Source organism: Streptomyces sp. CLV115 (genome assembly GCF_038448545.1).
In the GTDB taxonomy this organism is placed as follows: Bacteria; Actinomycetota; Actinomycetes; order Streptomycetales; family Streptomycetaceae; genus Streptomyces; species Streptomyces sanglieri.
Window position 1 is genome coordinate 19,681 of record NZ_JBCEWQ010000068.1, and the last position, 24,388, is coordinate 44,068.

Here is a 24,388-nt window from a genome sequence, read left to right on the forward strand (position 1 = left end):
CCGACACGCGCCGGGCTGCCCCGCCGACCACTCCGCCGACACACTCTGGGCAGCCACGCCGACCACTCCGCCGACACCCGCCGGGCCGCCCCTCCCGGCGGTCCCCGGCCGGCGCCTCATCCCTCGTGGTGGCCCCCTACGGGTCCGTACATCTGGAGTCGGAGGCCGAACCAGCCGCCAGGGCTGACGACTGATGTGGCCCGCGCCACTACCTTCGAACTGTGACTGTGATCGCGACCGAAAGCCTGAGCAAGCGGTTCCCCCGGGTGACCGCGCTTGACCGGCTCTCCTTGGACATCGGCCCCGGTGTGACCGGGCTGGTGGGTTCCAACGGAGCCGGCAAGTCCACATTGATCAAGATCCTGCTGGGTCTGTCCCCCGCCACCGAAGGCCGGGCCGCGGTGCTCGGGCTCGACGTCGCCACCAGTGGCGCCGCCATCCGGGAACGGGTCGGCTACATGCCCGAGCACGACTGCCTGCCACCGGACGTCTCGGCCACCGAGTTCGTCGTCCACATGGCACGGATGTCCGGACTGCCGCCGACGGCAGCGCGCGAGCGCACCGCCGACACGCTCCGGCACGTGGGTCTGTACGAGGAGCGCTACCGCCCCATCGGCGGCTACTCGACCGGCATGAAACAGCGGGTGAAGCTGGCGCAGGCGCTGGTCCACGACCCGCAGCTGGTCCTGCTCGACGAGCCGACCAACGGCCTCGACCCGGTCGGCCGCGACGAGATGCTCGGACTGATCCGCCGCGTCCACACCGACTTCGGCATCTCGGTCCTGGTCACCTCGCACCTCCTGGGCGAGCTGGAACGCACCTGCGACCACGTCGTCGTCATCGACGGCGGCACGCTGCTGCGTTCCAGCTCCACCAGCGACTTCACCCAGACCACCGCGACCCTCGCGGTCGAGGTCACCGACAGCGACACCCACCCGGACGGCACCGACGCGCTGCGTCAGGTCCTCACCCGGGCCGGCGTGAAGTTCATCGGCCAGGACGGCCTCGACACGCAGGGGCTGCCCGGCGCGGGCCACATCCTGCTGGTCGAGGCGGTCGGCGAGGAGACGTACGACATCGTGCGCGACAGCGTCGCCGGGCTCGAGCTCGGTCTCGTACGGATGGAGCAGCGGCGCCACCACATCGCCGAGGTCTTCCGTACCGAGGAGGCCCCCGAGGCCACCGGACCCGTACAGCAGCACGCCGTACAGCAGTCCGCCGCAGAGCAGAAGGGGAGCGGTCGCGATGAGCACTGAGACCGGGACCGTGGCCGGGGGCGACACCTCCCGCATCCACAACATCGGATACCGCTCCTACGACGGCCCGCGGCTGGGCCGTGGCTATGCGCGGCGATCGCTGTACTCGCAGTCCCTGCGCGGGACGTTCGGACTCGGCCGTTCCGCCAAGTCCAAGGTGCTGCCGATGCTGCTCTTCGGCGTGATGTGCATGGTCTCGGCGATCATCGTCGCCGTCGCCATCGCCAACCCCGCGGCGACGGGCCTGCCGATCAAGTACACCGCGTTCGCGATCTACCTCCAGGCCGTGATCGGCCTCTTCCTCGCCGCACAGGCACCGCAGTCGGTCTCCAGGGACCTGCGTTTCAAGAGTGTGCCGCTGTACTTCTCGCGGCCGATCGAACGGGTCGACTACGTCGTGGCCAAGCTGGCCGCCATGGCCTCCGCGCTCCTCATTCTCACCGGCACGCCGCTGCTCATCCTCTACGTGGGCGCGCTCCTCGGGAAGTTCGACTTCGCCGACCAGACCAAGGGATTCGGACAGGGGCTGGTCTCGGTGGCACTGCTCTCCGTGCTCTTCTCCGCGCTGGGCCTGGTGATGGCCGCGCTGACACCGCGTCGCGGCTTCGGCGTCGCCGCGGTGATCGCCGTACTGACCATCACCTACGGTGCGGTCTCCACGGTCCAGGCCATCGCCTGGCAGACCGGCTCCGAAGGGGCCGTCGAGTGGCTGGGGCTCTTCTCCCCCATCACGCTGATCGGCGGCGTGCAGAGCGCGTTCCTCGGGGCCGACTCGGCCTTCCCCGGCGGGGCGGCCCCGGGAACCGGAGCCGGCGTGGCCTATCTGATCGTTGTTCTCGCGCTCGTCGCCGGCTCGTACGCCGTACTGATGCGCCGCTACCGGAGGGTCGGGCTGTGACCACCATCGAGATCGACCACACCTCGCGCTGGTTCGGCAATGTGGTCGCCGTCAACGACGTGAGCATGACGGTGGGACCGGGCGTCACCGGGCTGCTCGGGCCCAACGGCGCGGGGAAGTCCACGCTGATCAACATGATGGCCGGTTTTCTCGCCCCGTCGACGGGCACGGTCACGCTGGACGGCAGGCCGATCTGGCGGAACGAGGCCGTGTACCGGGACATCGGGATCGTGCCGGAGCGGGAAGCCATGTACGACTTCCTGACCGGCCGCGAGTTCGTCGTCGCCAACGCGGAGCTCCAGGGACTCGGCGACGCGGAGGCGCAGCGGGCGCTGGCCACGGTCGAGATGGAGTACGCGCAGGACCGCAGGATCTCGACGTACAGCAAGGGCATGCGCCAGCGCGTGAAGATGGCGTCCGCGCTGGTCCACGAGCCCTCGGTGCTGCTGCTCGACGAGCCGTTCAACGGGATGGACCCGCGCCAGCGGATGCAGCTGATGGAGCTGCTGCGACGGATGGGGGCACAGGGCCGTACGGTGCTCTTCTCCTCCCACATCCTCGAAGAGGTCGAGCAGCTCGCCTCGCACATCGAGGTGATTGTGGCCGGACGGCACGCGGCCTCCGGCGACTTCCGCAAGATCCGCCGGCTGATGACGGACCGCCCGCACCGCTATCTCGTACGCTCCAGCGACGACCGCGCTCTCGCCGCCGCGCTGATCGCCGACCCGTCGACGGCCGGCATCGAGGTGGACCGGGGGGAGCAGGCGCTGCTCATCCAGGCGGTCGACTTCGGACGGTTCACCGAGCTGCTGCCGAAGGTCGCGCGTGAGCACGGAATCCGTCTGCTGACCGTTTCGCCGTCCGACGAGTCCCTCGAATCGGTCTTTTCCTATCTCGTAGCGGCCTGAGTAGTGGCCTGAAAGGAGCTGTGAATCGTCATGTACGACCCCACAGTCGCCCGGCTCACCTACCGGGCCCTGCTCGGCCGGCGCCGGGCCGCCATCCTGTTCGTCCTGCCGGTACTGCTGGTGGTCATCGCCGTCGCGGTGCGGACGTTCGCCGGATCCGACGACCAGGTGGCCTCGGACGTGCTCAGCGGTTTCGCCATCGCCACGATGGTGCCGCTGATCGGTGTGATCGCCGGAACCGGGGCCATCGGCCCCGAGATCGACGACGGATCCATCGTCTACCTGCTGTCCAAGCCGGTGAAGCGGCCGACGATCATCTTCACCAAGCTGATCGTGGCCATCGCCGTGACGATGGTCTTCTCCGCGCTGCCCACGCTGATCGCGGGCCTGATCCTCAACGGCAACGGCCAGCAGATCGCGGTGGCCTACACCATCGCGGCGCTGGTCGCCTCGATCGCGTACAGCGCGCTGTTCCTGCTGCTGGGCACCGTCAGCCGGCACGCGGTCGTCTTCGGCCTCGTCTACGCGCTGGTGTGGGAGGCCCTGTTCGGTTCGCTGGTACCGGGGGCGCGCACGCTCAGCGTCCAGCAGTGGTCCCTCGCGGTCGCCGAGAAGGTCGGGGGTTCGGGCGCGATCACCTCCGACGTCGGACTGACCACCGCGACGGTCCTGCTGGCGGCGGTCACCGTGGTGGCCACCTGGTACGCGGGCCAGAAGCTGCGCACGCTGAAGCTGGCCGGCGAGGAGTGACTCGCCCTGCTCGCCCCGTCAACCCTCGCCTTCCGGGCGGGGGTTGACGCATTTCGGACAGTAGTACGCGTAACTGTACGGTTATCGGTTCGTTGGGCAGGCCGCGTGGAGGCAACTGGAATCCGTGGCGTCGTGGCTTTCGTGAAACAGGGAGTGCCGATGCCGGCGAGGCGGAGCCCGCCGGGTCGGTCATCGAGTGAGTGGCAACCGTGAGCGTCCTCCGCCCCTCAGGCCCGGGACAGGGCTGCCCGTCGACGGTTTCGCGGATCGTCGTTCCTTGATCGGAAGGCATGCCCATGCCCACAGAAGTCGCCCTGCTCGAATCGCGCGCGCTGCGCGTGGAGCAGATGGAGCGCGTCGATGTCCTCGACAAGGTCAAGAGCCTTGTCATGCTCCCAGACGGAATTCACCTTCGCACAGAAGATGTGGCCCGGTACTTCGAAGTATCCACAGAGGTCATCAAGAAGGTCACTCAGCGGCATCGAGCCGAGGTCGCAGAGAACGGACTCATCCTCATGTGTGGCGCTGAGCTGCGGGAATTCCATAGGGACATGTTGTCCCTATGGAATGGTGAGGGGGTCGGAAGTTATCCACAGGCAGCCACTCGGCTCACCCTCTTCACCCGCAGGACCGTCCTCAACGTCGCGATGCTTCTTCGCGACAGTGACATCGCCCGATGCGTCCGTACGTATCTGCTCGACGCCGAGCAGGACCTGCGGGCGGGCTACGCCTCGCTCGAACACCGCGTCACCCGGGTGGAGAGCTGCCTGGCCGGAGTCGGTACCGCGCTCCAGGAGCTCGGCCCCGTCCTCAACCGGATGTCGCACCGGCTCGACAGCCTCGACCGGCGGCTGGACGTCACCCATCAGGTCGTCGGCGCCATGAGCGTGCGGCTGGGCCACATGTCCGAGGACATCGGTCGTATCGACGGCAGGATGGATGAACTCGCCCGCAACCTGAAGGAACTGAGCCGGCGCAGCAACAAGCAGCGCTGATCCGGCAAGAGTTCGCGGCCCTTCGGCCCCGCCCGGAAAACGGCTGGCGTCGAAGGGCCGTACCCGGCACAGTGGTTGGTACAGCACATGCTGCTACGAACGGCATACGCCGCCAGGAACGGCACGCGCCGACATGAGCAGCGCGCGCGGTCGGAACAGCACTGCGCCGACAAGCACGTCACAGGCCGGGAGAGGAGCGCGACGATGACCGAGAGTCCGAGTCCGTCGAGTTCCCCGCAGGGCGGACCCGAGCCGGCACCGGAGTAGTCAGCTAGGACTCCGCCGCGCCGCTCGGAGCAGAACGCCCGGGGCGGCCCCGTCTGCGAATCGCGCGGCCGCCCACCCGGAGGATTGGCCGAGTGGTAAGGCAGCGGCTTGCTAAGCCGTCGTCGGGGCCGTGAACCCCGCGCGCGTTCGATCCGCGCATCCTCCGCCGCAGCAGAGCCGACGGTGCCACGTGCGCTTCACCTGCACACGTGGCACCGTTCCCACGAAGTCCTGCGAGTCTCTCCGAGTCCCTGCGAGTCCCTACGAGGGCGTCTGCAGCAGCCGTTCCAGGACCACGGCGATGCCGTCGTCCTCGTTGGACGCGGTGATCTCCTGCGCCACGGCCTTCAGATCCGCGTGCGCGTTGGCCATCGCCACGCCCCGCCGCGCCCAGGCGAACATCGGGATGTCGTTGGGCATGTCGCCGAAGGCCAGGGTGTCCGCGGCCTTCACCCCCAGCCGGCGCGCGGCCAGCGAGAGTCCGGTCGCCTTGCTCAGCCCCAGCGGCAGGATCTCCACCACTCCCGGCCCGGCCATGACCACGTCGACGAGATTGCCGACGGCCGCGCGCGCGGCCGTCGCCAGGGCGTCGTCGTCCAGGTCCGGATGCTGTATGTAGACCTTGTTCAGCGGCGCGGACCACAGCTCGGCCGGGTCCTTCACGAAGACCGCCGGAAGCGGGCCTTCCTGTACCCGGTAGCCGGGACCGACCATCACTTCGCCGTCGAGCCCGTCCCGGCTCGCCGCCAGGGCCAGCGGACCGACCTCGGCCTCGACCTTGGACAGCGCGAGCCCGGCGAGCTGCCGGTCCAGCGTCAGCGAGGTCAGCAGCTTGTGCTCGCCCGCGTGGTAGACCTGCGCGCCCTGGCCGCAGACGGCGAGCCCTTCGTAGCCCAGGTCGTCCAGGATGTGGCGGGTCCAGGGGACCGCGCGGCCGGTGACGATGATGTGCGCGGCACCGGCCGCGGTGACCGCGGCCAGTGCCTCACGGGTGCGCCCGGAGACCGTGTCGTCGTCACGCAGCAGCGTGCCGTCGAGATCGGTCGCGACGAGCTTGTACGGGAAGGTCACTTGGCGACCGGCTCCAGGACCTCGCGCCCGCCCAGGTACGGCCGGAGCACCTCGGGCACCCGCACCGAACCGTCGGCCAGCTGGTGGTTCTCCAGGATCGCCACGATTGTGCGCGGTACGGCGCAGAGCGTGCCGTTCAGCGTGGACAGCGGCTGGAGGACCTTCTTGCCGTCGCGGGTGTCGCGCATCCGGACGGACAGGCGGCGGGCCTGGAAGCCGTTGCAGTTCGACGCGGACGTCAGCTCGCGGTACTTGCCCTGCGTCGGGATCCACGCCTCGCAGTCGAACTTCCGGGAGGCCGAGGCGCCCAGGTCGCCGGTGGCGACGTCGATCACCTGGAAGGGCAGCTCAAGGGCGGTGAGCCACTGCTTCTCCCAGTCGAGCAGCCTGCGGTGCTCGGCCTCGGCGTCCGCCGGGTCGACGTACGAGAACATCTCGACCTTGTCGAACTGGTGCACCCGGAAGATGCCCCGGGTGTCCTTGCCGTACGTACCGGCCTCGCGGCGGTAGCACGGCGAGAAGCCCGCGTAGCGCAGCGGCAGCTTCTCGGCGTCGATGATCTCGTCCATGTGGTACGCGGCGAGCGGGACCTCGGAGGTGCCGACCAGGTAGTAGTCGTCCTTCTCCAGGTGGTACACGTTCTCCGCGGCCTGGCCGAGGAATCCGGTGCCCTCCATGGCGCGCGGACGGACCAGCGCCGGCGTCAGCATCGGGATGAAGCCGGCCTCGGTGGCCTGCGCGATCGCCGCGTTGACGAGGGCGAGCTCCAGCAGCGCGCCGACGCCCGTCAGGTAGTAGAAGCGCGAACCGGAGACCTTGGCACCGCGCTCCATGTCGATGGCGCCGAGCTTCTCGCCGAGCTCCAGGTGGTCCTTGGCCTCGAAGCCCTCGGCACCGAAGTCACGGATCGTGCCGTGCGTCTCCAGTACGACGAAGTCTTCCTCGCCGCCGACCGGCACGTCCTCGTGGACGATGTTGCCGATCTGGAGCATCAGGCTCTTGGCCTCGGCGTCGGCCTCGTCCTGCGCCGCGTCGGCGGCCTTGACGTCGGCCTTCAGCTGCTCGGCCTTCTTGAGCAGCTCGGCGCGCTCGTCGGGCGAGGCCTTCGGGATGAGTTTGCCGAGCGCTTTCTGCTCGGAGCGGAGTTCGTCGAAGCGGACACCGGACGACCTGCGCCGCTCGTCGGCGGAGAGAAGGGCGTCGACGAGTTCGACGTCCTCTCCACGGGCGCGCTGGGAGGCGCGAACACGGTCGGGGTCCTCACGGAGCAGGCGAAGGTCAATCACCCCTCCAGGCTACCGGCCTGTACTTGCACAGCTCGAACCGATATTGCCGAGCGCGGCACTTTGCCCTAATTGCCGGAATTGGTAATGCTGGGGGAGATTGTGCGGCCGAGGTCGATCCCGACCGTCAATAAAAAGAGCCTACTCCCCTAAATGGGGCAGAAGGCTTCACTCGTCTTGACGTATCACCCTTGCCTGGAGGGGCAGTTGCTCGTTGCTTGTCCACAGGTTCTCGGACTTCCCAGAGTTATCCACAGGCTGTGAGGAAGGTCTGTGGATGCCGGAGGGGGGCATTCCGAAAGTCGTGCCATGGCTCGCGGATTTACCGTTCAAACCCACTTCAGACGCTCGTTCGGGTGGGAATTTCCCCTCTTGGGGAGTTGATCAACGGAATTGAGGCAACACGGGGTGGCGTGGGCGGCCTTCCGGTCTGTGGATGCATCTGAGTCGACTGGAGTGATATGTCGACCATGTCGCATTGGAGTGTCGACTTGTCCCCAGGTCGAGAACCGCTCCTGTGGATAACTCTGTGGATGCAGAAAATCGGCAGATAGCACCGGTCCGGCAGACGGCACCGGTCCGGCAGGTAGCGTCGGCCCGGCAGAGAACACCGGTCCGGCGGTCGCGGCGTACGCGACCCCGGCACTGATGCCTTCCCGCCCCGCAGGAAGAAACCCCGTGAGCCCCGTCAGCCCCGTGAGCCCCTCAGCCCCGTCAGCCCCGGCCGTCCAGGTTTCTGGCCAGCCAGTCGGAGGCCTCGGTGAACTCCGTGTCCGACGTCCCCGCCCGCAGCGGCCGTACGTCCTGCACCGCCACACCGGCTCTCGGGTACGAGCCCAGGAACCGCACCTTCGGGCAGACCCGCTTCAGCCCCATCAGCGCCTCGCCGACCCGGCGGTCCGCGATGTGTCCCTCGGCGTCCACCGCGAAGCAGTAGTTCCCGATGCCCGCACCCGTCGGCCGTGACTGGATCAGCATCAGGTTCACCCCGCGCACCGCGAACTCCTGGAGCAGTTCGAGCAGCGCACCGGGGTGGTCCTCGCCCAGCCAGATGACCACCGATGTCTTGTCCGCGCCCGTCGGCGCCGCCGGCCGGGCCGGGCGGCCCACCAGCACGAAGCGGGTCTGCGCGTTCTCCGCGTCATGGATCTCGGTCACCAGCGGCTCCAGGCCGTAGGTCGCCGCCGCGAACTCACCGGCGAAGGCGGCGTCGTACCGGCCCTCCTGCACCAGCCGGGCGCCGTCCGCGTTGGACGCCGCCGACTCCCACACGGCGTCCGGGAGGTGGGCGGCCATCCAGTTGCGCACCTGCGGCTGGGCGGCCGGGTGTGCGGTGACCGACTTGATGTCGGACAGCTCGGTACCCGGGCGCACCAGCAGGGCGAAGGTGATGGAGAGCAGCACCTCGCGGTAGATCATCAGCGGTTCGCCGGTGGTCAGTTCGTCGAGCGTCGCGGTGATGCCGCCCTCGACGGAGTTCTCGATCGGTACGAGGGCCGCCGCGGCGGCCCCGTTGCGTACCGCGTCCAGAGCCGCGGGCACGGAGACCATCGGGACGAGTTCGCGGGTGGCGGCTTCCGGGAGCGTACGGAGGGCGACCTCGGTGAAGGTGCCTTCGGGGCCGAGATATGCGTAGCGCGTGGCGGACATACCGTCACCCTAATGCGCCCCGGTGGCTCAGGACTCCAGCAGCCGCTGCCCCACGTATTCGCCCTCCGCCGCACCGCCGGGCACCGCGAACAGACCGCTCGCCTCGTGCCTGATGAACGGTGACAGGGCATCGCCCCGGTCCAGCTTCCGCTGCACCGGAACGAACCCGCGCAGCGGATCCGCCTGCCAGCAGATGAACAGCAGACCGGCGTCCGGAGTGCCGTCCGCCGAGATGCCGTCGTGGTACGAGAAGGGGCGCCGCAGCATGGCCGCACCGCTGTTCTTCTCCGGAGTGGAGATCCGGGCGTGGGCGTTCTCCGGGATCAGGAGTCTGCCGTCGGCGCCGGCCCTGTCGAGGTCCATCGCGGTGGTCTCGGTGCCGCCGCTCAGCGGAGCGCCGTCCTTCTTCCGGCGCCCTATGACCTGCTCCTGGCGCTCCTGAGGGAGCTTCTCCCAGTCGTCGAGCAGCATCCTGATCCGGCGCACGACCGCGTACGAGCCGCCCGCGAGCCAGTCGTACTCGCCATCGGACGATCCGTCCTGGGCACCCGCGGCGCCCGACGTCCCCGACGCGTCCCTGCTGTCCGGGACGAAGATGCGGCGATCGAAGTCGCTCTCGGCCGGCTTCGGGTTGTTGGTGCCGTCGACCTGGCCCATCAGATTGCGGGCGGTCATCGGCGCGGCCGTGGCACCGGGGGAGCGATTGAAGCCGTTCATCTGCCAGCGGACCCTGGCGGCCGGGGCGGCCTCCTTCTGTACGGCGCGCAGCGCGTGGAAGGCGACCAGTGCGTCGTCCGCGCCGATCTGGACCCAGAGGTCACCGTTGGAGCGCGCGGCGTCGAGGCGGTCGGAGGAGAAGGGCGGCAGCGGGTCGAGCCCCGGCGGGCGGCGGTCGGTCAGGCCCGTGCGTTCGAAGAAGGTCCGCCCGAAGCCGAAGGTGACGGTCAGCGAGGACGGCCCGGCGTCCAGCGCGATCCCGGTGTCGTGGTCCGGGCCGTCCGCCGCGCCGCTCCCGGCGGGCTCGCCCGCCATCAGCCGCCCGGCGGTCGCCGACCACCGGCGCATCAGCGCGGCGGCCTCCTTCCGGCCGGCCCCGGGCACCAGGTCGAAGGCCACGAGATGGCCGCACGCCTGAAGCGGGGTGGTGATCCCCGGTTGATGTTTCCCGTGAAACATCACCCGGGTGGAGCCGACCGCCGTCAGTGCGGTGGGTTCGTCGGGCCGGGTCGCGGCATAGCCGGTGGCGCCGCCCGCCGCGCCCAGCACCAGCCCGGCCGCGCCGGCCGCACCCGCGCTGCCGATCAGCCGGCGCCGGGTGATGCCGGCGACGGCGTTCCCGGTCCCGTTGCCACGGGAGGTGTCGCCCGCGCCGCCCGCCGAGTTCTTCCTGCTGTTGTTCGCGCTCACGATCCCGCTCAACCGATCTTCATGTTCTTGTCGATGGTCGTCTGATCGATGTCCGACGTACGCACGGTCACGGCGACCTTCCAGTTGCCGGCCATCGGGATCTGGACGCCGTCGGCGCTCCAGTGGCCCTCGGTCAGCCGGGCGGGGACGACGGGGAGCGGACCGATGTCCTTGGACTCCAGGGTGAAGGCGACCTTCACCTCGGGAACGTCCATGGGCTTTCCGTCGCTGCCGTCGACCCAGAGGTGGAGCTCATTGGCGCCGGTACGGGCGGGGGTGATCTCCATGCGCACCGTTCCCCGGCCGTTCTCGCCGCCGGTGTCGAAGGGCAGCTTCATCTCGACCGGGCCCCCGGCTGCCGGGGCGCTCGCCGAGGTCGATGCGCGGGCCGCCTCTTCCTCGGTGCGCGCCGGTTCGGTGGAGGTCAGCACGGTCGTCACCGCCAGCAGTGCCACGGCGACCCCCACTTCCGCCAGCACCGATCGGCGCAGCCCGGACCGCTCGGGGTCGGCGTCGCGGATCCGCTTCTTCTCGGCGGTGGCCACGGCGGCCTGCTGCCGGGCGAGCTGGGCCGCCCGTGCGGGGTCCTCGGCCGTGGCCCCGGAGGTGTCCGGAACCTCGGCGCTCTTGGGCGTCTCCGTCGTCGAGGTCCCGGCCGGAGCGGTCTCCTCGTCCTGGATCTCCGCCGGCGCGGCGCCCCCGCCCGCGATCAGGCGTGCCGTCCACCGCCGTGAGAACCAGGCGATCGCGATCAGGACGGCGACGAGCGCCACCTTCACGAGCAGCAGCTGTCCGTATCCGGTGCCGGTGAGCGCGGACCAGGTGCCGACCTGGCGCCAGGACTGGTAGATCCCGGTCGCGGCGAGCACGACGACGCTGCCGAACGCGATGCCGGAGAAGCGCCGTACCGCCGTCGCGCCGATGTCGGGGGTCCGGTACAGCGCGACCAGCAGGGCGGTGAGACCGCCGAGCCAGGCGGCCACGGCCAGCAGGTGCAGCACATCGACCGGCATGGCGATGCCGGGCTGGATTCCGGTCGAGGCGTGCTCGGCGAGCGCCCACGTACCGGCGATCCCGGCGGCGATCACCGTGCCGCCGATGGCCAGCCCGAAAGTGAGGTCCTTCTTCTCGCGCTCGTCCTCGCGCTTGGCGTAGGCGCCGAAGAGCACGGCGATGAAGAGCGCGGAGGCGCCGAGCAGCAGCAGCCGGGAGACGAGCGCGGCGCCGGGCTTGGTGTCGAGCACGGCCTTCAGCCCGTCGAGGTCGAAGGCGTCCGCGAGCTTCCCGGATCCGGTGTACGGGCTGCGCAGCAGCAGCATCGCCAGGGTGGCGACGGTGAGGGTCGTCCAGCCGCGTACGACCAGGCGTTGCAGCGGACGGGCGCCCGCGCCGCGCTGCCAGCAGGCCAGCACGAAGGCGGAGCCGCCGGCCAGCAGGATGAAACCGGCGTACGCGGCGTAGCGCGCGATGTCGTAGAGGGTGCCGACGAGGCCGCCCCCGGCCTGGTCCGTCGGGAGCGCCACGGTGGTCTTGGAGGGGGCTCCGACGGAGAAGGTGAAGGCGCCGGACACGGGGTGGCTGTCCGCGGACACGGCCTGCCAGGCGACGGTGTACGTACCGTCGGGCAGTCCGGCGTGGAGCGAGACCCCGTACTTCACGGTGGAGCCGCTCTGCAGATCACGCGGTGCGGCGCCGGTGTCGGCGCGCTTGCCGTCGGGGTCGAGGATCCGGATGGAGTCCTCGCCGAGGGCGACCTGCTCGGAGAAGGTGAGCGTGACCTCCTTGGGTGCGGTGGCGACCACCGCCCCGTCCTGCGGATCGCTCCCGGTCAGTGCGGCATGCGCGGACGCCGGGCCCGCGCCTCCCAGCAACAGCGCGAACACCGTGCCGACGAGGGCGGCGAGGAGCGCGGCCGCGGCGAGTGGACGGCGTATCGCGGGAGCCGAGGGGGTCGGTCCGAAGTGCGGGGCGGTGGTGGCTGTCATGACGAGTCAGTCCCTCACTGCTTCTTCGGGTTGTGGGTGGTCTCCATCACGGGCAGGTCGACCTCGATCGGGTCGGCCTTCTCGAAGTGCAGCTGCACGGACACCTTCTCGCCCTGCTTGGGCCGCTGCTTGAGCTTCATGAACATGATGTGGTTGCCGCCGCGTTCCAGATCCAGCTCGCCGCCCGCGGGTATGTCGAACGACGTCACCATGCGCATCGTCTGGTTCTTCGTCTCGTGGATCGTGACGTCGTCGGAGATGGAGCTGGTGACGGAGGTGAGCCGGTCGGACACGCCGCCGCTGTTCTTCACGACGAGGAAACCGGCCGCCATGTCGCTGACCGGCTGCGGCATGAACGCGCCGGTCACCTTCAGCTCGGGCCTGCTGTCCGAGGACGAGCAGCCCGCCAGCGTCAGCCCCGCGGTGAGGGCGACGACGCCGGCGAGGGCGGTGCGGCGGTTCACGGGGTCTCCCCCTTGATGATCTTGGGGAGGTCCTTGGTGTAGTCGTCGGGCGAGGTGTCCTCGCTGTAGACGAGGTAGCCCTGGTCGGTCTTCGGGGAGAACGCGATGACCTGGGAACCGTGCATCGAGACGACCGTGCCGTCCTTCTCCTTCTTCGGTGCGTCGATGCCGATGCCGATCTGGCGCGCGCCCGCCTGGATGGCCGGGAAGTCGCCGGTGAGACCGGTGAAGGAGGGGTCCTGCTGCTTGAGCCAGCTGCCCAGCGAGGACGGGGTGTCCCGCTCGGGGTCGGTGGTCACGAAGACGACCCGGAGCTTTTCCTGGTCGGCCTTGGGCAGCGACTTCTTGGCGATGGCGATGTTGCTCATGATGAGCGGGCAGACGTCGGGGCAGTTGGTGTAGCCGAAGTAGATCAGCGTCGGCTTGCCCTTGGTCTGCTCGCGCAGGTCGTACTTCTTGCCGTGGGTGTCGGTGAGCACCAGATCCGGCTTGGTGAACGGTTGGTCCAGGGCGGTCGCGGCCTTGGTCTTCGGCTGGACCGACACGTCGGCGATGGGCTTCTTGGCGCTGTCTTCGCTGCTGCCACAGGCGGACAGGGTGAGCGCGGCCGCGGCGACGAACGCCGCGGCCAGCACCTTTTTCTTGGGCATGGAGCTCTGATTCCTGGTGGTCGGTGGGACGGGTGGCGCGGTGGATCAGGCGGTGCGGCGGCGGCCGGCGAGGACGCCGAAGGCGACCCCGGCGATGCCGACGACGATGCCGACGATGCCGAGGACACGGGCCGTGGTGTCGCTCGTGGACGAGTCCGAGGCGGCCGTCGTCTGCTTGTCCGCGGCCTCGGCACCGGAGCCGGCGCCCTTGGCGTCGTCGGCGGCACCGTGCTCGCCTGTGGCCGGTGCGGTCAGGGCGAGGACCGGCGCGGGGCTCTCCGGCTCCTCGGCGCCCTTCTTCTGCTCCTCGATCCAGCGGACGACTTCCTTGTTGTCGTACGTCTGGATGGCCTTGAACACGAGCTGGTCGGCGTCCTCGGGGAGCTGGCCGATGGAGAGCGGGAACTGCTGGAAGTCGCCGGGACGGATACCGCGCTCGTCCTTGTCGCCCGTGGCGGTCCAGGTGACCTTGGAGACGGCCTCGTTGATCTTCTGGCCGTGCATCTCCAGCGGCTTGGCCAGCTTGCTCTTGGTGACCTCGATGTCCCAGCCCGGCACGGCCTGCGGCATGACGGAGGCCAGCGGGTGGTCGGTCGGGAAGTTGACCTCGACCTTGGTCGTCGAGGCGTTGTCGCGCTCGTTGGGGACCTTGAAGTTGACGGTGGCGTAACCGCCCTTGGCGGCCTCGCCCTGCGGCTGCACGCTGACATGCGCGGAGGCCGTACCGGCGAGGATCAGGACGGTGGACGCGGCGACGCCGCCGGCGAGGGCGATGCGGGAAACGTTCATGGCAGGTATCACTCCACGGAAGCACGAGGGAAAGTGGTCCGGCGCGCGGGTGTGCGCCGACATCACGACACCTCTCCCCTCCGAACGGCGGGCATGCGCCGACCGGGTACGGAACAGAGCGGTCCGTGCGCCGGGTGGAGGTGTCGCGTCAGGCTGCGAGTGCGTACGCGAGTGGCGGACCGCGCCTGATCACCAGGTGCTGCAAGGGATCCCCGGTGGCGGGCGCCGGGGCGTCGACCGCCGTACGGAGCGTGCGCGGCCCGGTCGTCGGGCCGCCGGGGAGTCCGGCGCGCAGGGCACCGACCAGGGCGAGCGCGGCGCGCAGCGCGCGCAGCCGGGCCCCGGCGGCGATCTGCTGGGCGCCGTGCGCGGAGAGCCGGACCAGCCGGAACAGGGCGATCTCCCCGCGCCGCAGCAGCCAGCCGGTGGCCACCGCGGCCAGCAGGTGGCCGAGGACCATGGGCAGGTCGGGCAGCAGCGCGGCGAGCGCGGCCGGATCCGTGCCGGACGCGGCGGCCACGTGCTGGTGGGCGCCGCCCGACACCGAAGCCGGGTCGATGCCCGCGGTGGTGACGATGCGGTGCGCCTCGGCGGCGCTCAGCTGTGCCGGACCGGCCCCGCACACCAGGCTCGCCGCGAACCGGATCAACGGGTCGTCGCCCGCCGCGGTGTTCGCCGGGGTGTCGTGCGTACCCATGCCGAACAGGACGTGCAGGGCGATCTGTCCGCCCGCCAGCGCGGCGGCGATGGACGGCAGTGAACGCTCGCGTCCGGCGAGCGGTGCCACCACCGCGGCCATCCCCAGGAATCCGGCGAGCAGGGTCCACCAGGGGACGGGCGCACAGGAGGCCAGGGCGTGACCTGCCGCGGACAGCGCGACACAGACCGCGGCGAACACCGCGGTCCTCAGGAGCCGCAGACCGGCTCCGGCGCGTGCGACCGGCATAGACATGGCCGGGTCATCATCGCACCGAGCCCCCGGCTTCGGTACGGCAGGTCCGGAAGGTCGCCTTCGCGGGTGTGCGCCGGGCATACACGGGTGTACGGAGAGCTGGTATCCGCCGAATGAGCGGTCTCACATCCGGTCCGCGCTTACGAACGGTGCCGCGCGGCAATAGGTATCGGTATGTCGAGCCGCAGCCAGGAGGCTGGAGCATGAGCATCTGGTGGTCCCTCCATTTGCGGCGCGAGGCTGCGAGCGTTCCACTCGCCCGCCGCTTCCTGCTGGGCACCATGGAGACCGCGGGCGTGGACCCGGACATCTCCTTCGATCTGTCGCTCGCGCTCAGCGAGGCCTGTGCGAACGCCGTCGAGCACGGCGGTGACCACGAGGACCAGGAGGACTGGGAAGACCGGGGCGACCGGTTCGGCACCCGGGATCCGTGGGACGTGTGGGACGAGCTGCCCGGCGCCGCCTCGGAGCAGTACCAAGTCACCGCCTACCTCGACGGCGAGAAGTGCCGTATCGAGGTCGCCGATTCGGGCCCCGGCTTCCCGGCCCGGAGCACCCTTCGCGACTCCGCGGAGCGGTACGGGGACCAGCAGCGGTACGAGCCCCGGCAGTACCCGCCGCTCAGTGCCGAGGACGGGCGGGGGCTGTGTCTGATCGAGCAGCTCGCCGACCATGTGCACTTCGGCAACCGCCCCGGCCGCGGTGCCGTCGTCAGCTTCGACAAGGTCCTGAAATGGCGGAAGGACGCCCTGCTCATGGTGTCCTGAGCAGAGCGTCCTCGGACGCGTGGGGATCAGCCCTTGAGCCGGGCCATCCACGCCTCGACCTCGTCGGACCGGCGCGGCAGCTTGTCGGAGAGGTTCCGGTTGCCGTCCTCGGTGACGAGGATGTCGTCCTCGATCCGGACGCCGATGCCCCGGTACTCCTCCGGCACGGTCAGGTCGTCGGTCTGGAAGTACAGACCGGGCTCGACCGTGAGGCAGACGCCCGGCTCCAGCGTGCCGTCGACGTACGCCTCGGTGCGCGCGGCGGCGCAGTCGTGGACGTCCATGCCGAGCATGTGGCCGGTGCCGTGCAGCGTCCAGCGGCGCTGGAGACCCAGCTCCAGGACCTCGTCCACGGTCAGGTCGCCCAGCAGGCCCCACTCGACGAGCTTCTCGGTGAGCACCCGCTGCGCGGCGTCGTGGAAGTCGCGGAAGCCGGCGCCGGGCTTGACGGCGGCGATGCCCGCCTCCTGCGCCTCGTACACCGCGTCGTAGATCTTCCGCTGCAGCGGGGTGAACGTGCCGTTGATCGGAAGGGTGCGGGTCACATCGGCGGTGTAGAGGTCGTCGGTCTCCACGCCGGCGTCGAGCAGCAGCAGCTCGCCGGAGCGCACCGGTCCGTCGTTGCGCACCCAGTGCAGGGTGGTGGCGTGCGGGCCGGCCGCGCAGATCGAGCCGTAGCCGATGTCGTTGCCCTCGATGCGGGCACGCAGGAAGAAGGTGCCCTCGATGTAGCGCTCGCTGGTCGCCTCGGCCCGGTCGAGGACCTTGACGACGTCCTCGAAGCCGCGCGCGGTGGCGTCGCAGGCCTTCTCCAGCTCGGAGATCTCGAAGGCGTCCTTGACCAGCCGGGCCTCGGACAGGTGGACGCGCAGTTCCTCGTCGCGCTCCGCGGTGACCTTGTCGGTCAGCGCGGCCTCGATGCCGGCGTCGTGACCGCGGACGTTGCGGACCGGGCCGGTGGCCTCGGTCAGCGCGGCGGGGAGCTCGCGCACGTCTTTCGCGGGGATGCCCAGCAGCTGCTCGGCCTCGGCGAGGGAGTGGCGGCGGCCGACCCACAGCTCGCCCTGGCCGTCGAGCCAGAACTCACCGTTCTCGCGGTTGGAGCGCGGCAGCAGGTGGACGGTGGCCTCGTGACCGTTCTCGGTCGGCTCCAGGACGAGGACGCCGTCCTGGGTCTGGTCGCCGGTGAGGTAGGCGTACTCGGTGGAGGCGCGGAAGGCGTACTCGGTGTCATTGGAGCGGGTCTTCAGGTTGCCCGCGGGAATGACCAGTCGCTCACCGGGGAAACGCGCGGAGAGCGCGGCGCGGCGGGCGGCCGTGTGTGCGGCCTGGGCGATCGGTTCGAGGCCGTGCAGCTCGGTATCGGCCCAACCGGACTTCATGTTCGCGGCGAGTTCATCGGAGACGCCCGGGTACAGGCCGTTCTTCCGCTGCTTGACCGTCTCTTCTTCCTCGGTCTCCGGGTTCTCCGGGGTGAGCTCCTCAGCCACGATTTGTCTCTCCTTGATACGACACTGGACCCCGACCATCGTACGGGCGTACGGAAGGGGGCACAGGGCCGGAAGACCTGTTACACGGCTGGGGCGGGCGCGGAGCGGAACCCGGTGGCGCTCAGTCGAACCGCGCGGCCAGTACGACCACGTCCTCGGAGCCGTCGTTCCGGTCGCGAGCGCTGCCGCTCCGGTCGGGCCCGTCCGGCAGCACGGTGTGCAGCACATGGTCGGCGACGGCTCCGGCGTCGTGGCGCATCGCCTTGGGTACGGACGCGGCGGCCGAGTGGAGCCGCGCGAACGCCCGGTCCGTCGAGTCGCCGGTGCGGCGCAGCAGCCCGTCGGTGTAGAACAGCACGGTCTCGCCGGGCTCCGGGGTGATCTGGACGCTGGGCGCCTCCCAGCAGGCGAGCATGCCCAGCGGCGCGGAGACCGAGGTCTCGACGAATTCGGTGCGCCGGTCACTGATCACGAGCGGCGGGGCGTGGCCCGCGCCGGCCAGCAGGATCTTGCGCTCGGCGGGCTCGCAGTAGGCGAACAGCGCGGTCGCGGTACGGGCCGGCTCGGTCAGCCGCAGCAGCAGTTCCAGGTCGGAGAGCACCGCGACGGGGTCCTCGCCCTCCATCACCGCGTACGCCCGCAGACCGGACCGCAGCCGTCCCATGGCGGCCAGCGCGCCCGGCCCGGAGCCGTTCACCGAGCCCACGGCGAGACCGAGCGCCCCCTCGGGCAGGGCGAGCGCGTCGTACCAGTCGCCGCCGCCCCGCGCCGCCCTTCGGTGGCGGGCGGCCAGCTGCACGCCGGGGATCCGGGGCAGCCGGCTGGGCAGCAGCTCCTCCGTGATGGTGGCGACATCGGCCCTGGCCCGCTCCAGCTCCAGCAGCCGGGCCAGGTGCTCACCGGCGTATCCGGCGTAGAGGCCGACGAGATGGCGCTGGCGTTCCAGGGGTTCGGCGGGTTCGTCGTACAGCCAGACGGCGGCACCGAGCCTGCCGGTCGCCCCGGCGGTGATCGGTACGGCGTAGCTGGCGGCGTATCCGAGCCGGGCGGCGACCTCGCGGCGGCGGGGGTCCAGGCCGGGGTCGCCCGGCAGATCGGGGGTGGTCAGCGCGTCCTCGGCGTCCGGGAGCCCTTCCAGGATCCGGCCGTAGGAGGTGGCGGTGCGCGGAACGGTCTCGATCTGTCCGAGCTCGGCGTGGGCGAGGCCGAGGCCGATGGTGCTCACGGGGCCGCGGCGGTCGGACGGTTCGAAGACGACCAGGCCGCGGCGGGCGCCGACCAGGGCGGCTCCGGCGTCCAGCAGTTCGTGGAGGGCGTCGTCGAGCGTGCCGGTTCCGGCCAGCCGCTCGGTGAGTTCGTGCAGCGTGGTGAGGTCGGAGACCCAGCCGGCGAGCCGGTCCTGGATGAAGGCTCCGGTTGCGGAGGGCGCCTCGGACAGAGACCCGGCAGTGTGCGTTGAAACCGGAACTGTGGGATCGATTCCAGCCACTTTCGGCAGGTGTGGGGCGCTCATGGCTTCCGGCTTTCCGACCAGTGCTTTCTGTCGAATAGCATCGCAAACCCCCATGTCATTCTGCGCCGCTATCAGTGCATCCGCATGTACACGTAGCACCACATGTACACGCACAAGTGAGGCGATGTCCAGCATTGTCCCCACGGGATTTATGGTGTCCGGGAGGCCGTAAAGTTGGCCAAAAAATGCACCCGAAGGCAACTATTTGCGGTCGACTGGGCGTGCTCGAACAGGGGGTGTTCTCGGGGTGAAGTCCCGGAGGGAGCGTCATTTCGGGCATGCTGGGTACGTAATCGATGAAGGCCAGGGGCAGTTCTGACCGCCCCGGAACCCGGCAGCGGGCCCGGACGTCCTCTCCAGTGACGGCCACGCCCCCACCCCCGAGTGGCGGGGTTTGCACCTCGGTACGGCAGGCGCGATGTGCGCGCCGCTCCTCGCCGCGCCTGTCCGGGCCGATCCGTCCGGACCCGTCTCGCACCTGCTCGACTCGGCTCGGCCATGCTCGGTACCGACGTCCCACCCGTACCGCAGATTTGAAGAGCATGTACGCACAGTGAAGTGATGCATACGTACGGCAACTCACACGTGGTGTGATGTGGACCCTCGGCGTTCAACGGAAAGGAACGAGCGCTCATGCGCGAGATCCTCGGAAGGCGACGCAGGCTCCGGCTCCGGCGCAGGGGAAGGCCTGCCCGGCTCGACGCGGCCCTGACCTGTGCCACGGCATGGCGGTGGCCCGTGCTCCCCGGAGTGGGACTGGAGGCGGCCGGCGGCCGCGGTGACCGTGGCCGCGGCTGCGCCTGTCCCGATCCCGAGTGCGCCGTGCCCGGCGCACACCCCTTCGACCCCGGTCTCCTCGCGGCGACCACCGACGAGCGCATGGTGCGCTGGTGGTGGACCAACCGGCCCACCGCCCCGATCCTCCTGGCCACCGGCGGACGTGCCCCGTGCGCGCTGAGCCTGCCGGCCGTGGCCGCCGCCCGGGCGCTGGTCGAGCTGGACCGGATGGGTGTGCGGCTGGGGCCCGTGGTGGCGACGCCGACGCGGTGGTCGCTGCTGGTCGCCCCGTACAGCCTGGAACGGCTCGGTGAGCTGCTGCACGCCCAGGACTGGGTGCCCAGCTCGCTCCGTTTCCACGGCGAGGGCGGCTATCTCGTCGTCCCGCCGTCCGAGGTGGGGGCGGGGCAGGTGCGCTGGGAGCGGGCCCCGGCATCGGACGAGCCGTGGCTGCCGGACGTGGGGACGGTGCTGGACGCGCTGGTCGAGGCGAGCAGCGGCGCCCCGGACGGCGGCAGCCGGCTCGCGTACTGACGGGGGTGGGGCGCCGGGTGCCGGGACGCCGGGCATCGAGGTGCCGGGGTATCGGGCGTCGAGGTGTCGGAGTGGCGGGGCGTCGGGGTGCCGGGGGGAGTCGCGTCGTCCCGGCTTTCCGTCCGGATGTCCGGCGGGCCGTCGGATACTCATGTGAAGCCGACGGATGAGGCCCGGGAATATCCGGGCGGCCGGATTCCCGGTGATGTACGCGGCCGGCCCGGTCTATGCCACGCAATTGCAAAGTCCGCAGGGCCCGCCGTCGTATAGGCCGATGGTGGAAGGCTTTCTGACGGCCTTTCCGGAACGCCCCGGACCGGATTGCTCGAATATTCATTCGAGTGTTTCTGGTGTGGTCGGAGGTGACAGAGGTATTTGTGGAGATCATCCGCTCCTGGAATCCGCCGCCCGCATCCGTCCCCGGTATTCGGTGCCGGTGCCCGGCATCTGTCCGAGACCGATCGGTCCCCGCGGGGGCTCGCCACTCCCGCGCCGCCGGTCCGCACGTGCGCAGACGGTCGTCGGCAAGGCGGGACGCGGAGGTGTACCGGCGTGGGAGCGGCCGCAGGCGCGGGGGCGTGAACCGTTGCGCTCGATGAGCCGGGGCGTATCGACGAGGGGTTTCTGCGCGGGCTCGTGCGCCGCGGTGCGCGCTGTGCGCCGTACCCGGAAATGAGGATGCCCGATCGCTGGCGACGGGGGATGCACCAGCGACCGGGCTTCTAGAACGGTAACAAGAGATCTGCCGTTCGCAAATTCGATCTCGCGTATTCGGACAGCGATTTACCTGTCAGTACGGGGAGTTGTGACGCGAGTCACCTATCGGGCCGGCCGGGCCCGGGGTTCGTCACCGTCAGCTGAGAGTCACCTGGCGGTTGGTGAGCCCACCGCGCGCCCGCCGCTCCTCCGCGGTGAGCGGTGCGTCCGAGGCGAGTGCCTCGGTCAGCCGCTGCGCGAACTCCACCGCGGGCTTCTCGCACTCCTCGGCCCCCATCGCGCTCGGCAGGTCCCAGACCGGGACCATCAGCCCGTGCGCCCGGAAGGAGCCGACCAGCCTGGTGCCCTCGCCCAGCGAGGAGGTGCCGGCGGCGTGCAGCCGGGCGAGCGCGTCGAGCAGCTGCTCCTCGGCGTGCGGCATGACCCAGCGGAGGTGGTTCTTCTCCGGGGTCTCGCACCAGTAGGCGGCGTCCACACCGGCGAGCCGTGTCGTCGGGATCGCCGCCCCGTTCGCGCGCTCCAGGGAGGCGGACACCTCGGGCGCGGCGTTCTCCGCGTCCGGAACCCAGAACTCGAAGCCGGAGTGGACGGCGGGCTCGAACGCCGCGGCAGGGTCGAGCACGTCCTGCAGTCGCGGACCGTCGGCCGGCACGCGCTGCGCGGCCACGGGCGAACCGGGCTCGGCGGTCAGCGCGCGCAGCAGGGTGTCCGCGAGATCACGGCTGAGGTCGCCGGACGGGGTGTCGTTCTGCAGGGCGAGCAGCACCGAGCCGTCGTCGCGGCGGAGCGCCGGCCAGGCCATCGGCAGGACGGTCGCGAGCGTCACCGAGGGCACACCCTCGGGCAGCCCGTCCTTCAGCGTCAGCGCCACCGTGGCGGCGGGCACCAGTTCGCGCAGCGCGACCCAGTCGCACTCGCCGGCCAGCCCCTCGAACGGGCGGTGGACGAGCTCGGTCACGGCCTGGGCGGCGGCGCGGCCGTGACACGCCTTGTAGCGGCGGCCCGAACCGCACGGGCAGGGCTCGCGAGCCCCGACCACCGGGATCTCGCCGTCCTTGAGTTGCTGCTTCCCGGCCTTGGTCTGAGGGCGCTTCTTGGCCATGGTGGGCTTTCTCCCGATTGCGACAGTGCGGTCTGGGCCGCGAGCCTAGCCGTCCCTGTCGCATCCGGGACACACGTGCCCGCGCCCATGCGCCCGCCGGTGCCGGCATCGGCGCCGGAGCGAATGGCAAAGGGGCGGCGGAGCATGTGACGGAGCGAGTGGCGGAACGTCAGCCCACGTCGTCGAAGGCGTCCGCGAATCCCAGCGTGTCGAGCCCCGAGACGGAGACCCCCGAAACGGAGACCCCCGAAACGGCGGCCCCCGAAACAGCGGGCTCCGAGATGTTCCGCCCCGAAATGCCTGGCCCGGGCGTCACCGGCCCCCCGGGCTGCTGCCCGTGTCCCTCGTTGACCAGGACCCAGACGGTCACTTCACCGGACGAGCTGTCGCGTACGCCCCACTCGTCGGCCAGCGCGCTGATGATGTTGAGCCCGCGGCCGCCACGCGCCGTGACCGACGGAGTGGCCGGAATCGGACGCGTCGGACCGCCGCCGTCCGTCACTTCGACGGTCAGCCCGCCCGTTCTGTCGACGTGCCATGCGGCGCGGACGTCGCCGTCACCCACATCCGTGTGCCGGCCCAGCGGCCTGCCGTGCCGGCAGGCATTGCTGAGCAGTTCGGAAAGAATCAGTACTGCATCGTCGACGACCGAATCCGACACTCCGTGACTGCGCAACTGCTCGCGCATCCGGTGCCGCGCCTGGCCCACGCCCGCAGGGCCATGGGGTACGGCCATGCTCGACGACGTGGGCACTTCCTGTGCCACCACCAACGCCACCCCCGAGACCTCCTTTGCCCCACGCCACGGAGTGGATGCCCCCCTGGACTGGACCGGAAACCGGCCAATGGACTGCCAGTGACGCACTCGTAACGATCGAATACGGTTCGAATGCGCCGGTGCACTCCGTGTGACTGGTGCTAAAAGCGTCCAAGTTGTGCCAGAACCTGCTTCGGGCGGTTCGTGATGATCGCCTCGATGCCGAGATCGACGCAGCGTTCGACGTCCTCCGGCTCGTTCACCGTCCAGACGTGCACGCGGTGCCCCGCGCGGTGCAGTCGCTCGATGTAGCCGGGGTGATTGCGTACGATCCGCATCCCCGGCCCGGCGATGCGCGCCCCGGCGGGCAGCCGCCCGTCGCGCAGCCGCGGCGAGAGGAACTGCATCAGATACACGGTGGGCAGCGTGGGGGCCGCGGCCTGGACGCGGTACAGCGAGCGGGCCGAGAAGCTCATGACGCGTACCGGCGACGGGCCGTCGGCCGGGGGCGTGTCGAGCTCGAAGTGCTTCAGCAGCTGCAACAGCCGCTCCTCGACCTGGCCCGCCCAGCGGGTGGGGTGCTTGGTCTCGACGGCCAGCTGGAGCGGGCGCCCGGCGGCCCGGGTCTCGACGACGAGTTCGAGCAGCCGCTCCAGGGTCAGCACGGAGGTGAGCTCCCCCGGCACCGGATCCCAGTCCGGGGACTCCGACTCCTCGCGGTCCTTCCAGGAGCCGAAATCGAGGGCCGCGAGCTCGGCGAGCTCCAGGGCCGAGACGGCGCCGCGGCCGTTGGAGGTGCGGTTCACCCGGCGGTCGTGCACGCATACGAGATGGCCGTCGGCGGTGAGCCGTACGTCGCACTCCAGGGCGTCGGCACCGTCCTCGATCGCCTTCCGGTACGCGGCGAGGGTGTGCTCGGGCGCGTCGTCGGACGCGCCCCGGTGAGCGACGACCTGGATGGGGCGGTCCGTGGGCTGCTGTCGTGCGTGGGTCACGGCGTCATCGTGTCACCGTCGGGCGACCGCTGTGCGCACGTTGTGCAGCGGAAGCACGTACCCCGGGGGCGCGGCCGCGGCGCACCCTGCGGTGCGTCTTGCACGGGGGGACCGTTTTGACCGATGTAAAGATTGGTGTGCGGATGCACAGGTCCTGCTTACAGTGGCCTGACGTGCCTTGGGAAAAGCTGTTACGGGACACGTACGCAGCGGATCTCTTGCCGAAATTGATGTGGAACCGAGGAGTAAAGAGCTGTGAGCACAGAGAACGAGGACAACGAGGGCACTGCGGCCGAGGCCGTTCCGTCCGTTCCGTCCGCACCTCCAGTGCCGGCCGACGCTCCTCAGGGGTCGCCCGGGAGCGCGCCCGATTCCGCCCCCGTGGCCGGACAGCCCGCCGCGCCTCCCCAC

At 70.3% G+C, this 24,388-nt stretch carries 21 protein-coding genes and 1 tRNA gene; 8 read left to right on the plus strand and 14 right to left on the minus strand.

The features are described 5' to 3' along the window. Positions 1–266 precede the first annotated feature (266 nt). The 6 genes from AADR41_RS22995 (at position 267) to AADR41_RS23020 (ending at position 5,240) form a co-directional block, all read left to right on the plus strand. Entirely contained in the window at positions 267–1,256 is a 990-nt protein-coding gene (locus AADR41_RS22995; protein WP_342283293.1) for an ABC transporter ATP-binding protein, read from the plus strand. Next, positions 1,246–2,154: an ABC transporter permease gene (locus AADR41_RS23000; protein ID WP_342283275.1), complete on the plus strand. Its 909-nt coding sequence runs from the start codon at positions 1,246–1,248 to the stop codon at positions 2,152–2,154. Before AADR41_RS22995 ends, AADR41_RS23000 begins: the two co-directional genes overlap by 11 nt. Beyond that, positions 2,151–3,062: an ABC transporter ATP-binding protein gene (locus tag AADR41_RS23005; protein WP_342283276.1), complete on the plus strand. Its 912-nt coding sequence runs from the start codon at positions 2,151–2,153 to the stop codon at positions 3,060–3,062. The genes AADR41_RS23000 and AADR41_RS23005 overlap by 4 nt, the downstream gene beginning before the upstream one ends. Before the next feature lie 30 nt (positions 3,063–3,092). Beyond that, the gene (locus tag AADR41_RS23010; protein ID WP_124719945.1) at positions 3,093–3,812 is read left to right on the plus strand and encodes an ABC transporter permease; all 720 of its coding nucleotides are present in this window, start codon (positions 3,093–3,095) and stop codon (positions 3,810–3,812) included. Between the two features lie 296 nt (positions 3,813–4,108). Then, a complete protein-coding gene (locus AADR41_RS23015; RefSeq protein ID WP_342283277.1) occupies positions 4,109–4,807 on the plus strand; it encodes a hypothetical protein in 699 nt (232 codons plus the stop codon). A gap of 345 nt (positions 4,808–5,152) precedes the next feature. Then, positions 5,153–5,240 (plus strand) — tRNA-Ser (locus AADR41_RS23020). Between the two features lie 95 nt (positions 5,241–5,335). Here AADR41_RS23020 and AADR41_RS23025 read toward each other — a convergent pair. From AADR41_RS23025 to AADR41_RS23065, 9 genes are all read right to left on the minus strand, one after another. Next, positions 5,336–6,145 (minus strand): HAD family hydrolase, encoded by an 810-nt coding sequence (locus AADR41_RS23025; protein ID WP_342283278.1) that lies wholly within the window; start codon positions 6,143–6,145, stop codon positions 5,336–5,338. Then, positions 6,142–7,431, minus strand: a complete 1,290-nt coding sequence (gene serS / locus AADR41_RS23030; RefSeq protein ID WP_342283279.1) for a serine--tRNA ligase — start codon at positions 7,429–7,431, stop codon at positions 6,142–6,144. The genes AADR41_RS23025 and serS overlap by 4 nt, the downstream gene beginning before the upstream one ends. A gap of 711 nt (positions 7,432–8,142) precedes the next feature. Then, positions 8,143–9,078 carry a prephenate dehydratase gene (gene pheA, locus AADR41_RS23035; RefSeq protein ID WP_342283280.1) on the minus strand — a complete coding sequence of 312 codons (936 nt, stop codon included), beginning with the start codon at positions 9,076–9,078 and terminating at the stop codon, positions 8,143–8,145. Positions 9,079–9,105: 27 nt separating this feature from the next. Continuing rightward, positions 9,106–10,398, minus strand: a complete 1,293-nt coding sequence (efeB, locus tag AADR41_RS23040; protein ID WP_342283294.1) for an iron uptake transporter deferrochelatase/peroxidase subunit — start codon at positions 10,396–10,398, stop codon at positions 9,106–9,108. A gap of 95 nt (positions 10,399–10,493) precedes the next feature. Next, positions 10,494–12,470: a copper resistance CopC/CopD family protein gene (locus AADR41_RS23045; RefSeq protein ID WP_342283281.1), complete on the minus strand. Its 1,977-nt coding sequence runs from the start codon at positions 12,468–12,470 to the stop codon at positions 10,494–10,496. 14 nt (positions 12,471–12,484) lie between these two features. Next, a complete protein-coding gene (locus tag AADR41_RS23050; protein WP_342283282.1) occupies positions 12,485–12,934 on the minus strand; it encodes a copper chaperone PCu(A)C in 450 nt (149 codons plus the stop codon). Beyond that, a complete protein-coding gene (locus AADR41_RS23055; protein WP_342283283.1) occupies positions 12,931–13,584 on the minus strand; it encodes an SCO family protein in 654 nt (217 codons plus the stop codon). The genes AADR41_RS23050 and AADR41_RS23055 overlap by 4 nt, the downstream gene beginning before the upstream one ends. 45 nt (positions 13,585–13,629) lie before the next feature. After that, the gene (locus AADR41_RS23060) at positions 13,630–14,373 is read right to left on the minus strand and encodes a YcnI family copper-binding membrane protein (protein ID WP_342283284.1); all 744 of its coding nucleotides are present in this window, start codon (positions 14,371–14,373) and stop codon (positions 13,630–13,632) included. A gap of 148 nt (positions 14,374–14,521) precedes the next feature. Continuing rightward, on the minus strand, positions 14,522–15,325 hold the full coding sequence (locus AADR41_RS23065; protein WP_342283285.1) for a hypothetical protein: 804 nt from the start codon (positions 15,323–15,325) through the stop codon (positions 14,522–14,524). Positions 15,326–15,528: 203 nt separating this feature from the next. Between AADR41_RS23065 and AADR41_RS23070 the strand changes: the two genes are divergently transcribed. Then, complete coding sequence (locus tag AADR41_RS23070; RefSeq protein ID WP_342283286.1) at positions 15,529–16,092, plus strand: ATP-binding protein; 564 nt, start codon at positions 15,529–15,531, stop codon at positions 16,090–16,092. A 26-nt stretch (positions 16,093–16,118) separates the two neighbouring features. Here the strand turns inward: AADR41_RS23070 and AADR41_RS23075 are convergent, their stop codons facing one another. Next, complete coding sequence (locus tag AADR41_RS23075; RefSeq protein WP_342283287.1) at positions 16,119–17,582, minus strand: aminopeptidase P family protein; 1,464 nt, start codon at positions 17,580–17,582, stop codon at positions 16,119–16,121. 121 nt (positions 17,583–17,703) lie between these two features. After that, positions 17,704–19,230 carry a PP2C family protein-serine/threonine phosphatase gene (locus AADR41_RS23080; RefSeq protein ID WP_446751101.1) on the minus strand — a complete coding sequence of 509 codons (1,527 nt, stop codon included), beginning with the start codon at positions 19,228–19,230 and terminating at the stop codon, positions 17,704–17,706. Between the two features lie 498 nt (positions 19,231–19,728). Between AADR41_RS23080 and AADR41_RS23085 the strand changes: the two genes are divergently transcribed. Further along, positions 19,729–20,406 carry a bifunctional DNA primase/polymerase gene (locus tag AADR41_RS23085; protein ID WP_342283289.1) on the plus strand — a complete coding sequence of 226 codons (678 nt, stop codon included), beginning with the start codon at positions 19,729–19,731 and terminating at the stop codon, positions 20,404–20,406. Between the two features lie 853 nt (positions 20,407–21,259). On the opposite strand, the gene AADR41_RS23090 is transcribed toward AADR41_RS23085, so the two are convergent. The 3 genes from AADR41_RS23090 to AADR41_RS23100 all read right to left on the minus strand — a co-directional run bounded on the left by AADR41_RS23090 (position 21,260) and on the right by AADR41_RS23100 (position 23,977). Next, positions 21,260–22,225: a DUF5926 family protein gene (locus AADR41_RS23090; RefSeq protein ID WP_342283290.1), complete on the minus strand. Its 966-nt coding sequence runs from the start codon at positions 22,223–22,225 to the stop codon at positions 21,260–21,262. Positions 22,226–22,394: 169 nt separating this feature from the next. After that, positions 22,395–23,090: an ATP-binding protein gene (locus AADR41_RS23095; protein WP_342283291.1), complete on the minus strand. Its 696-nt coding sequence runs from the start codon at positions 23,088–23,090 to the stop codon at positions 22,395–22,397. Between the two features lie 53 nt (positions 23,091–23,143). Then, positions 23,144–23,977, minus strand: a complete 834-nt coding sequence (locus tag AADR41_RS23100) for a glycerophosphodiester phosphodiesterase (protein WP_342283292.1) — start codon at positions 23,975–23,977, stop codon at positions 23,144–23,146. Positions 23,978–24,388: the final 411 nt, after the last annotated feature.